The organism is Ureibacillus galli (genome assembly GCF_014836845.1).
Classification (GTDB): domain Bacteria; phylum Bacillota; class Bacilli; order Bacillales_A; family Planococcaceae; genus Ureibacillus; species Ureibacillus galli.
In genome coordinates, this window is the sequence record NZ_JACSQA010000007.1 from 100,898 (window position 1) to 112,010 (window position 11,113).

At 36.0% G+C, this 11,113-nt stretch carries 12 protein-coding genes; 3 read left to right on the top strand and 9 right to left on the bottom strand.

Going from position 1 to position 11,113, the window contains the following annotated elements; translation table 11 throughout:
• Positions 1-14: 14 nt before the first annotated feature.
• Entirely contained in the window at positions 15-299 is a 285-nt protein-coding gene (gene groES / locus H9636_RS07290) for a co-chaperone GroES (protein WP_122973483.1), read from the bottom strand.
• Positions 300-554: 255 nt separating this feature from the next.
• Between groES and H9636_RS07295 the strand changes: the two genes are divergently transcribed.
• Positions 555-1,292, top strand: a complete 738-nt coding sequence (locus H9636_RS07295; RefSeq protein WP_225230123.1) for a CPBP family intramembrane glutamic endopeptidase — start codon at positions 555-557, stop codon at positions 1,290-1,292.
• A 60-nt stretch (positions 1,293-1,352) separates the two neighbouring features.
• On the opposite strand, the gene tatC is transcribed toward H9636_RS07295, so the two are convergent.
• From tatC to H9636_RS07310, 3 genes are all read right to left on the bottom strand, one after another.
• Positions 1,353-2,180, bottom strand: a complete 828-nt coding sequence (tatC, locus tag H9636_RS07300; RefSeq protein ID WP_191706965.1) for a twin-arginine translocase subunit TatC — start codon at positions 2,178-2,180, stop codon at positions 1,353-1,355.
• A gap of 19 nt (positions 2,181-2,199) precedes the next feature.
• Positions 2,200-2,427, bottom strand: coding sequence for a twin-arginine translocase TatA/TatE family subunit (locus H9636_RS07305; RefSeq protein ID WP_191706966.1), 228 nt, complete (start codon positions 2,425-2,427; stop codon positions 2,200-2,202).
• Positions 2,428-2,506: 79 nt separating this feature from the next.
• Positions 2,507-3,139 carry a redox-sensing transcriptional repressor Rex gene (locus tag H9636_RS07310; protein ID WP_191706967.1) on the bottom strand — a complete coding sequence of 211 codons (633 nt, stop codon included), beginning with the start codon at positions 3,137-3,139 and terminating at the stop codon, positions 2,507-2,509.
• Positions 3,140-3,328: 189 nt separating this feature from the next.
• On the opposite strand from H9636_RS07310, the gene H9636_RS07315 reads away from it, so the two are divergent.
• On the top strand, positions 3,329-5,275 hold the full coding sequence (locus H9636_RS07315; protein ID WP_191706968.1) for an ABC-F family ATP-binding cassette domain-containing protein: 1,947 nt from the start codon (positions 3,329-3,331) through the stop codon (positions 5,273-5,275).
• Positions 5,276-5,758: 483 nt separating this feature from the next.
• On the opposite strand, the gene tsaD is transcribed toward H9636_RS07315, so the two are convergent.
• The 5 genes from tsaD to H9636_RS07340 form a co-directional block, all read right to left on the bottom strand.
• A complete protein-coding gene (gene tsaD / locus H9636_RS07320) occupies positions 5,759-6,772 on the bottom strand; it encodes a tRNA (adenosine(37)-N6)-threonylcarbamoyltransferase complex transferase subunit TsaD (RefSeq protein WP_191706969.1) in 1,014 nt (337 codons plus the stop codon).
• Positions 6,765-7,214 carry a ribosomal protein S18-alanine N-acetyltransferase gene (rimI, locus tag H9636_RS07325; RefSeq protein WP_191706970.1) on the bottom strand — a complete coding sequence of 150 codons (450 nt, stop codon included), beginning with the start codon at positions 7,212-7,214 and terminating at the stop codon, positions 6,765-6,767. Before rimI ends, tsaD begins: the two co-directional genes overlap by 8 nt.
• 7 nt (positions 7,215-7,221) lie before the next feature.
• Positions 7,222-7,920: a tRNA (adenosine(37)-N6)-threonylcarbamoyltransferase complex dimerization subunit type 1 TsaB gene (tsaB, locus tag H9636_RS07330; protein WP_191706971.1), complete on the bottom strand. Its 699-nt coding sequence runs from the start codon at positions 7,918-7,920 to the stop codon at positions 7,222-7,224.
• Entirely contained in the window at positions 7,917-8,369 is a 453-nt protein-coding gene (gene tsaE, locus H9636_RS07335) for a tRNA (adenosine(37)-N6)-threonylcarbamoyltransferase complex ATPase subunit type 1 TsaE (RefSeq protein WP_191706972.1), read from the bottom strand. Before tsaE ends, tsaB begins: the two co-directional genes overlap by 4 nt.
• A gap of 158 nt (positions 8,370-8,527) precedes the next feature.
• Positions 8,528-8,884: a hypothetical protein gene (locus H9636_RS07340; RefSeq protein WP_191706973.1), complete on the bottom strand. Its 357-nt coding sequence runs from the start codon at positions 8,882-8,884 to the stop codon at positions 8,528-8,530.
• Between the two features lie 671 nt (positions 8,885-9,555).
• Here H9636_RS07340 and H9636_RS07345 point away from each other — a divergent pair.
• On the top strand, positions 9,556-10,581 hold the full coding sequence (locus H9636_RS07345) for a C40 family peptidase (RefSeq protein WP_191706974.1): 1,026 nt from the start codon (positions 9,556-9,558) through the stop codon (positions 10,579-10,581).
• Positions 10,582-11,113: the final 532 nt, after the last annotated feature.

Genomic DNA, 11,113 nt, shown 5'->3' on the forward strand with positions numbered 1-11,113 from the left:
TAACTTTCAACTCATTAACCAATAACTGCTAATACATCACTTTCACGAAGAATTAAATATTCTTTGCCTTCGTATTTCACTTCTGTGCCTGAGTATTTAGAGAAAATAATACGATCTCCTTCTCTTACATCAAGCTCGACACGTGAGCCGTTATCTAGTACACGACCAGTTCCCACAGCAACAACATTACCTTCTTGTGGTTTTTCCTTTGCTGAATCTGGAAGTACAAGTCCTGATGCTGTTTTTTCTTCCACCTCAACTAGTTCGATAATGATACGATCACCTAATGGTCTTAACAAGTGAAACAACCTCCTACAAATTTTAGTTTGTATATCTTATTAGCACTCTCTTCTTATGAGTGCTAACACAATTATTATAATAATGAATTATTTTTAGATTTGCAAGTATGAAGCGTTAAAAAATTTTGTTTTCTTTCCATATTCCTCTACAATAGGAAATAGAGGTGATGCTTCCTTGAAAGAGCGACCCGCCTGTTAGTTTAACTTTATATTTTATGTTTTAAACAAGAGATTTAGAAAGAGGGATATAATCGATTGAATACTTCTACCAAAATCCAAACTCAAAAAACTGCCTTTTTCGTTTTATTAACCTACATATTGTTTCAATTATCTGGGTTTCTATTATTAATTCCACCTATTAAGGGATTCTTCCTTCAATTTTTTGTGGAAAATGCACAACAATCTGGCGTTGCATTAGCTGCTTGGTGGTCTACAGTAACTGCTGCAATTGCATTCTTAGTTTGTATATTCTTAATAAGTAAAAATAAGAACTTCTGGAACGTATTTAAAGGAGAAAAAGCTTCAATTCCCGTATCCATCGGTTGGGGGATTATCGGTTTTTTCCTTGTTTATCTCGGTCAGACAATAGGTGCAACAATTGAGTTAGCCCTTGGTATTGAATACGGTAGTGAAAATACTAAAACGATTATGCTTGTAACAGAAATTGCGCCGGTTATGATTCTCGCGACAGTGTTATTTGGCCCAATATTAGAAGAATTAGTATTTCGTCGCGTTGTCTTTGGATCATTAATCCAAACTCAAAACTTCTGGGTAGCTGGTATCGTTAGTTCGGTTATTTTTGCTGCGATTCATTTAGATTTCACGCATATTATTTTATATACGATTAGCGGATTCGTTTTCGCTTTCCTTTACTATAAAACAAGACGTTTACTTACATCGATCATTGCCCATATGATGTTAAACGGCTTTGTCACATTAATTCAATTAAATGCAGATAAGCTTCAGCAATTTATGGACCAAATCCCTAAATAAAAATAATAAGCCTATTTTCAAAAGAACTTGTCTTTCGAAAATAGGCTTATTTCTTATTTATTATTGATGATTGGACATTTCTTCAATTTGACGACGTTGTTCTGCTAACAATTGTTCTACTTGTATTTTTTGTGCTGCCTCTTTTTCTTCCTGTATACGTTTTTCCTCTGCTACTTGATATTTTCTATAGCCAATACGGGCAATGATAATACTCACTTCATATAAAACGAAAAGCGGAATCGAAATCATTATATAAGAAATTATATCTGGCGGGGCTACTAGTACAGCAATAACAAATAAAACAAAATACGAATACTTTCGGAATTTGACCATAAGTTGTGGATTTAATATCCCCAATCTTGCTAAAAATAACATGACAACTGGTAGTTCGAATATTAATCCAAAAGGTACAACCAATTTAAATAAAAAGGAGAAATATTCGTTAATACCTATCGTTTGTTGAATATCAAGGTCATTCGATAATGTCATCATAAAGTGCAAAACATTTGGGAATAAAATAAAATACCCAAATGCTAGTCCCCCGATGAACAGTAAAAATGCATATGGAATATATTTTAACGTCGCTTTCCGTTCCATCTCATGCAACCCTGGTGTAATGAATGCCCAAAGTTGATAAAGAATAATTGGCGAAGTAATGATGGTTGCTACAATAAACGTTACTTCTAAATAAACCGTTAGGGGGTCCCCTACTTTAAAAGCGTTTAAAGTTAATTCCTGTGCTTCTTCACTAATCTGTATAAAACGAATAATCGGCTTTGCAAAATAAAAGCTTACAATTAAAGCTAGAACAAAGAAAACTGCGCAAATAAAAAGTCGCTTCCTCAATTCCTCTATATGTTCAATAACAGTGAGTTCTTTTGGATTCATATTAAAAGACATCCTTAACTTACTTGTTTTCTTTATCTACATTTTGTTGCTCGATGACATTAGCGTTCTTTTTATTGATATCTTCGTCATCTTCTACTAACCCGTTTGCTCCCTTTTTGAACTCACGAAGGGTTGTCCCCACCGCTCTACCTAACTCAGGTAATTTTTTCGGTCCAAAAATTAATAGGGCTACGATACAAATAATAACAACGGCAAATGGTGAAATTGCATTTAAATGCACAACCACTGTAGCCACCTCCTCTAATATATGTACATTTTAACGCATCTTGTTGCAATTTGCTAATACATAATGTAAACACTTTGTGTCAGTCACTATTACGGATTAAGTATATTAATGCTTCTAGCTCGACAGACAAATCGATATTCATTAGCTTCATACTATCCGGCACGTTCAAACGGACAGGTGTAAAGTTCAAAATCCCTTTGGCATCAATCGCTGCTAATCGATCCGCCATAATTTGTGCTGAGCGGGACGATACCGTTAAAATAGCTAATTCAGCGTTATATTCATGATACATTTCCTCTAAACGGTCTGGATGGTAAAGGGGAATCCCATTAACTTCTGTTCCGTCATAAGGTGCTTTTGTATCAAAGGCAACGACAATTCTTGTATTATGGTTTTTTTGAAAATTGTATTTTAAAAATGCATTCCCTAGGTTCCCCACACCTATTAAGGCTACGTTCGCCCCTTCATCTTGATCTAGCGTTTGTCTGAAGAACTCTAATAAATAAAGCACATCATATCCATATCCTTTTTTCCCGAGCGCGCCAAAGTAAGAAAAATCACGGCGAATCGTAGCTGAATCGATTTTCATCGCTTCACTTAATTCTTGTGAAGATATTCTTCTTTTCCCTTCATTAGCAAAGTTTTGTAAAAAACGATAATAAAGAGGGAGTCGTTTTGTCGTCGCTTGTGGAATTTTCATTTCTTGCTTCACCCATTATCCCCCAATCCGTACTTTCTCGGGGAACTTTTCATTTCCTCGAGTATATTAATTCTCATCCCTTGTAATGATAACGAAATCGAAATCGATTTCATCTTACTAAACATGCACAAATAAGTAAAGCATCCACATTGCGAAGGAATTGCTCATCAATTACACTTAAGATAGAACTGAGGTGTAAAAATGATTGTCTTACAAGTAAATCAATTATATAAATCTTTTGTGACAGATGAAATATTAAGCGGCGTCAAATTAGAAATTCAACATAGAGACCGGGTTGCTTTAGTTGGGCGTAACGGGGCAGGAAAATCGACATTACTCAAAATCATCGCTGGGCAAATGTCCTATGATTCCGGTGAAATCATTATCCCGAAGGATGTGAAAATCGGTTATTTGGAACAACATACAGGGCTTGAATCGAAACTATCGATTTGGGACGAAATGATGACGATTTTCGATTCTTTGCGTAACCAAGAAAAACATTTACGCACCCTTGAACAACGAATGGCAGATCCAGCTATTTATGGTAACGAGGACATGTATGCCCGTGTGATGGCTGAGTACGATCAACTACAGCATGACTTCAAAGAAGCTGGGGGGTATCAATATGAAGCAGATACTCGTTCTGTTTTACACGGCATGCAATTTTATGCGGAAGATTATGAAAAACCAATTTCATCCCTTTCAGGTGGCCAAAGAACCCGTTTAGCGTTAGCAAAACTTCTATTAAGTAAACCTGATTTATTAATATTGGACGAGCCGACAAACCATCTCGATATTGAAACATTAAGTTGGTTAGAAAATTACCTAAAGAGCTATGAAGGTGCGATTTTAATCGTATCCCATGACCGATACTTTTTAGATCAAGTTGTCTCCATTGTTTATGAAGTTTCTAGAACCCATGTAACAAAATATGTTGGGAATTATAGTGCTTATCTAGCTGAAAAAGCAAAAAACTATGAACGTGATATGAAATTGTACGAGCGACAACAGGATGAAAAAGCAAAATTAGAAGCATTTATTCAAAAAAATATTGCCCGCGCTTCTACAACGAAAATGGCCCAAAGCCGAAGAAAAGTGCTAGAACGTACCGAATGGATGGATGCCCCTGATAGTGATGAACGTTCAGCTAATTTCGGTTTCACAATTGAACGCCAAAGTGGAAATGATGTACTATCCATTGACGATTTAATGATTGGCTATGATGGAAAAACGATTTCGAAAAATATTCACATGCGAATTTTCCGTGAAGATCGCATCGCCCTTGTCGGTCCAAACGGAGTAGGAAAATCCACTTTACTAAAAACGATTGTAAAGGATTTACCGATTCTTTCTGGAGATATTCGATATGGTGTAAACGTTCAAATTGGTTACTATGACCAAGAACAAGCGAAACTAAAGAGTAATAAATCCGTTCTTCAGGAACTTTGGGATGAATGGCCACTGATGAATGAAAAAGATATCCGTACAATTTTAGGCAGATTTTTATTTAGTGGTGATGATGTGACGAAAACGGTCAATGCTCTTTCTGGTGGTGAGAAAGCCCGACTTGCTCTCGCTAAGCTCATGATGCAAAAAGCGAATTTACTCGTTCTAGATGAACCGACAAACCATTTAGATTTAGATAGTAAAGAAGTGTTGGAAAACGCATTAATTGATTATCCTGGAACATTACTATTCGTTTCTCATGACCGTTATTTTATTAATCGAATCGCTTCAAAGGTAATCGAATTATCAGGAACAGGTTCCTTTGAATATTTAGGTGACTATGATTATTACCTTGAGAAAAAACAGGAACTACAAGAATTAGCGGAAATGAAAGCTCAAGCTACATCTGCCAACGTGGAATCCTCTTCCCATCCGAAATCCTCTACTTCCCAAATTGATAAGGAGGCTAAGAAACGGGAGCGGCAAATTCGACGGGCAGTAGAAGACATCGAAAAAAAGATGACTACTTTAGATGAACAAATTAACTTCATAGAAGAGAAACTTTGTGATCCAGAGGTCTTTAAGGATCACGAACAAGTGTTGAAGTATCAATCGGAGTTAGACTTAGCAAAACAAGAACATGATGAACTAGAAGGACAATGGCTTGAACTAAACGAAGAGCTGGAAAACATTATTTCATAGTGGATTTTCATTTATACCATGTGCATATGCACATGGTATTTTTATTATTGGTGAATAATTTACATATATCTTGGTCAATAGACAAATTTCGATAAAAAATTTCCACAAATTTATTCACATGAAAAGTTTAGTAATATCAACATATCAACACACTTTTCCACATTATCCACAGTTTTATAAAAAAATATCCACATTCTTTTGTGAAAAAATCCATACTATATATAGGTTTATCACAAGTTATGCACAAGTTATCCCCAGTTTGTGCATAAGTACGAATGTTCGCCTTGACAATTTCAACATTATATTGTTAACCTGTGGATAAAATTTCAGAAAAATTATACAAAAAATGAAATAAACAATAAGTGAAAGAAAATGACACAAAAAATAGCGGTTTCCGACAAAGATTATCGTTTTCATATTTTTTTCGGAAAATTAAAAAGTCACAAATGTTGATAACTACACAACATTTTGTGACTTCCATTATTATATCCAACTCTTTAATTCTTTACCGGGAATTCCATTCATCGATAAATCGCCACGAACTCCTGCTTCATACATATAGGTTGCGGCAGCTCCAATCATCGCTGCATTGTCTGTACAAAATTTTAGTGGCGGTACTGTAAATGGTATTTTTTCTTTTTCAAAAGCTTGTTCTAAACTTGATCTTAAGCCTTTGTTAGCTGATACACCACCAGCAGCAATTACTTGTTTGACGTTAAATTCCTTTGCCGCCCGAACAGTTTTTGTTGTTAATACTTCTACAACACTATCTTGGAATCCTTTTGCAACTTGTTCAGGAATAATTTCTTCTCCACGCTGATCCATATTATGCTTATAATTAATAACGGCCGATTTTAAACCACTAAAGCTAAAGTCATATGTATCATCTAGCCAAGCGCGTGGAAATTCTACTCCCTCATTTGCTTCATGGGCAAGTCGATCAATATGGGGACCTCCTGGATAAGGCATATTTAACACCCGCGCTACTTTATCATAGGCTTCACCAGCTGCATCATCTCGAGTTTCCCCTATTACTTCAAAACTACCATGTTCCTTCATAAACACTAACTCTGTATGCCCACCTGATACGACAAGCGCAAGTAAAGGAAACTGCATCGGTTGAACTAATGCATTCGCATAAATATGGCCTGCAATGTGATGCACTGGAATAATAGGTAGGTTATGGGCGAAGGCAAATGCCTTTGCTGCATTAATTCCGATTAATAATGCCCCTACTAATCCTGGTCCTTCCGTTACCGCTACAGCCGTTAAGTCCGATGGTTGCATGTTCGCCTTTTCCAATGTTTCTTCAATAACAATTGTTATTTGTTCCACATGATGGCGAGAAGCGATTTCTGGAACAACTCCGCCAAAACGTTTCTGACTTTCAATTTGAGAGCTTACTACGTTTGAAACAATTTCATGACCATTTCGAATAATGGCAGCAGCCGTTTCATCGCAACTTGTCTCTATTGCTAAAATAATTCGATCACTCATTTAAATTCACCCACATTACAAGAGCATCCTCTTGGTTATCAGTATAATATCCTTTTCGTATTCCACCATCTTGGAATCCTAGTTTCCGATAAAGGTTTTGCGCCACATGATTTGAAACCCGTACTTCTAAACTCATCACATCTACACCATGTTCCCGAGCGATTCGCATTGCTTCTCGCATTAGACCTTCTCCAATTCCTTGTCCTCTTGCAGCATCAATAACTGCTACATTTGTAATTTGTGCAGAATCAATCACTAGCCACATTCCGCAAAATCCAACAATATTACCGTGTTCATTTTCCGCGACAATATAATAAGCAAATTGATTTTCTCTCATTTCGTAATGAAATGAATCTAACGTCCAAGGAGTAGGAAAGGAAGCAAGTTCAATTGTGTGTACTGCTTCTACATCTTCTGGAGTCATTTTTCGATAAAGTATCATTTTATTATTACCTCTTTTTTTGATCCTGTATCCAATTCGCTTCAGCTTGTGCCAATCGGTGATATTGAGGAACAAAATGATGGACTTCTTCTATACTTGGTAGTGACTTTGTTTCAGCTACTTCAATTAACTTGGAAGCACGGGGTAGTGTGATAGAAGAAGGTGCAAATATTGCAAGCTCACCTAACTGTTCTTTTATATTTTCTTTAAAATTTTCTACGTCTGACCCAATGAATAGTACTGGTTTGTTTAATGATTGTAATTGACTTAATAAATCATCAATAGACGTGTGACGTTCTTCCATAACTGTTTCCAAATCGGTTCCTTGATAGATACCTGCATAGACGTTTTGTCTTCTTGCATCGAATAATGAACAAATAATGCCATTAAACAATTCACCATTAGCTGCTAACACTTTTAAACTAGATACTCCAACTAATGGCTTTTTTAAAGTCCATGCAAGGGTTTTGGCGATCGTTACACCAATACGAATCCCTGTATATGAACCAGGTCCTTCTGAAACTGCAATTGCATCAATATCCATTGGTTTCATCTTCGCTTTATGAAATAATTCTTGAATCGTTGGCATAGCTGTTACCGAATGGGTTAGCTTTACATTTTCAACAATTTCAACTAATACTTGTCCATCTTTTACTATCGCTATTGAAAGCGGTGAATTAGATGTTTCAATTCCTAACCAAATCATTTAAATAACTCCTCACACAACCGTTCGTAACGCTTTCCGATTGGTTTTAGTACAAATTTTCGTTTACTGTCATCGATACGATAAATTTCAATGGCGAGTCTTTCATCTGGTAAATATTCTTCTATTAAATGAGCCCACTCTACCACTGTTACTGCATCACCGAAAAAAATTTCATCCCATCCAAGATCTTCGTTACTATCCGCAAGACGATAAACATCAAGATGGTTAAAAGGCAATCTTCCTTCATACTGCTTCATTATTGTAAAGGTTGGACTATTTACTGTTCTTGAAATACCTAATCCTTTCGCAAGAGCTTGGGTAAATGTCGTTTTACCAGCTCCCAAATCACCTTCTAGCGTTATTGTATCTTGTGGCTCCAATAATTCAGCTAATTGATGGGCTAACCTTTGAGTCTCTTCTATGGAGATAACTTCTTTTTCTACTATCATTTTAACGTATCCTCTCACAATCACAATTATCTTAAGTTTACCTAAACAAAGTTAAATGTTCAAAGTGTATACCTTCTGGATATTAAATAAAGCACATCTCTCTAGCCAATCTACATCATTTTGGAAAAATCACGATTTAAGATGTGCTTTATCTATGTTTATCGAGTTGAATAACCCCGTTTTTGAATGATTTTTTTCTGATCTAACTTTCCATCTTGAAAACGAATTTCATAAGCTTGGGTTAGTAAAAGTTCATCTTCCCAAATATACACGTCTTTTGATAATTTTTCACCTCTACCCTTTGCCACTTGTACAACATCCGAATAAGACATTCCATCTTCTAACTTTGCAAACTCATCTTCATTCATATATCTTTGCCAACTATAAGAATTTTCTTCTTCTATATCATGATATTGATTCACTTCAAAATACCATTTAGAAACAAATACAACAATCGCTGTAATTAAGATAAATAAAAGGGCCAATAAATTTCTTCTATAACGATTTTTATTCATTTAAATCACCTCGAAAAAAATGACATCACTACTACTATATTTATGTGAGCATGCCAACATGTGACTTTACTTTAAAGTTGAATAATTTGTTATAGACGAAAAAATTTATATATTGCTTTTTAGCCTAAAATAAGAAAAGTTTGATGAAAATGACCGTAATTTCAATTAAAATAGTGATTAAATTGCAGAAAAATATTCACTTATTACCAATAGCAACTTCGAATGGGAACCATTTGCAAGAAAAGTAGTCTACTATCTTGAGGGAGTCTGTATGTTTAAGATAAATAGAGTACGTATATCCACTTCAGAGATAAATACTATCGAAGCGTCTATAAAATCGAGACTTTCTTCAGCTAACAGAAAAATCGAGGGTTCATAACATTTAAAGCACGTGTACAAGGTACTTCTCCTAATACATAACAATTGGAATAAAAGAAAAGTTGATGTCTTCCATTCAGTATGAAAAACGGAAAACTAATCAACAAGTTAACCTTAAAATCCACCTTTCAATTCGCTTAACATAATTTATAACTTTTCATTTTAATGATATGGGGGAAATGCGACTATAGCTATTCAAATCTTAGCTTCCATAGTATAAATCGTTTAAGTGGAACAAGTACTTCATCCATCTTAGACAAATTCCTTCCTCGAATAATAGGAGGAAATTATTTATGAAAAAGTCACTAGTTTTATCTACAGTATTAATCGGATCACTGATTGGCGGAAATTCTGTCTTTGCAGCAAACTCTCACACCGTAAAGAGTGGGGATACTTTATCACAAATTGCCGTACAAAATTCCATTACCGTAAACGAGATTATGTCATTAAATAATTTACGGTCAAGCCTAATTTTCCCTGGTCAAGTTCTTAAATTATCAAATGAAACAACAGCCAAATCCAAGTCAAATGCGACTAGTTCAACAACTTATACTATACAAAAAGGGGATTCCCTTTATAAAATCGCTAAAACTTATAAAGTTACTGTAAACGATTTATTAAAATGGAACCCGTCTATTAAAAATGAATCATTTATTTCCATTGGACAAAAACTTGTGATTAATGGCAGTAAAGGAACAGTCTCTACGACTAGTCCAAGTAAACCAGCAAGTACAACACCGAACGCTAATTCTACATACATTGTGAAGCAAGGAGACTCTCTTTCCAAAATTGCTGCAACTCACGGAATTAGTCTTAGTAAACTTCTAAGTTATAATCCGCAAATTGCAAAAGCGTCCTATATTTATGTTGGTCAAAAAATTAATTTAGTCGGTTCTTCAGCAACAACTTCTAATAACGCTAAAGAGGACAGTACGGCATCTGTTAATGGTAATGAAATCGTCACATCTGCAAAAAAATACCTTGGAGCCTCTTATTTATATGGAGCTAGTGTGAATCGAACGGATGCTTTTGATTGTTCCTCATTCACTTATCGAATCTTTAAAGATGCGGGTAATTTAACTTTACCAAGAACATCTAGTGCTCAGGCAACAGTTGGTAAAACAGTAGCTATTTCTTCTGTACAACCTGGGGATTTAGTATTCTTTGATACCGATTTTAACGGAGTAATTAACCACGTTGGAGTTTATGTAGGGAACGGACAAATGATTAGTGCAGCAACATCTAGCGGTGTATCTTATGGAAATATCACTTCCGGCTATTGGAAAGAACGAATCGTAAAAGCGACTAGAGTTCTTTAATTAATATAATATTGTAAAAAAAGAAGTCGATTTCATATCGTCTTCTTTTTTTATTTGTATACCCCATCCAGCCGTTGGGGGCTTTTTTGGGTATAAAAAAAGACCACTGACATTCCGTGGTCGCTGATTGCCTAGCGACGTCCTACTCTCACAGGGGCAGCCCTCAACTACCATCGACGCTTTCTCGAAGCGCGATGACACGTCGGAACACGGCGTCATCTGCGTTGGTCCGATGCTCATGTACCAAGTACACTGCGCTTCGGGCCTCCTTGATTCCTTGTTTTCCTCGGTCCTCCCGCTTCTCGAGGTTTTCCTTCTGTATTTTGGATTGTTCTTAAACGCGCCGATCAAGCCTTCGGCTTTTGTACGTTGGGGGCTTTTTTGATATAAAAAAAGACCACTGAAATTTCAGTGGCCTCTGATTGCCTAGCGACGTCCTACTCTCACAGGGGCAACCCTCAACTACCATCGACGCTTTCTCGAAGCGCGATGACACGTCGGAAAACGGCGTCATCTACGTCGGTCCGATGCT

Coding starts and splice junctions, on each gene's coding strand:
- H9636_RS07315 (WP_191706968.1), top strand. CDS start 3,329: ATGATTGTCTTACAAGTAAATCAATTATATAAATCTTTTGTGACAGAT.
- H9636_RS07340 (WP_191706973.1), bottom strand. CDS start 8,884: ATGAATAAAAATCGTTATAGAAGAAATTTATTGGCCCTTTTATTTATC.
- tsaE (WP_191706972.1), bottom strand. CDS start 8,369: ATGATAGTAGAAAAAGAAGTTATCTCCATAGAAGAGACTCAAAGGTTA.
- H9636_RS07345 (WP_191706974.1), top strand. CDS start 9,556: ATGAAAAAGTCACTAGTTTTATCTACAGTATTAATCGGATCACTGATT.
- tsaD (WP_191706969.1), bottom strand. CDS start 6,772: ATGAGTGATCGAATTATTTTAGCAATAGAGACAAGTTGCGATGAAACG.
- tsaB (WP_191706971.1), bottom strand. CDS start 7,920: ATGATTTGGTTAGGAATTGAAACATCTAATTCACCGCTTTCAATAGCG.
- rimI (WP_191706970.1), bottom strand. CDS start 7,214: ATGATACTTTATCGAAAAATGACTCCAGAAGATGTAGAAGCAGTACAC.
- tatC (WP_191706965.1), bottom strand. CDS start 2,180: ATGAATCCAAAAGAACTCACTGTTATTGAACATATAGAGGAATTGAGG.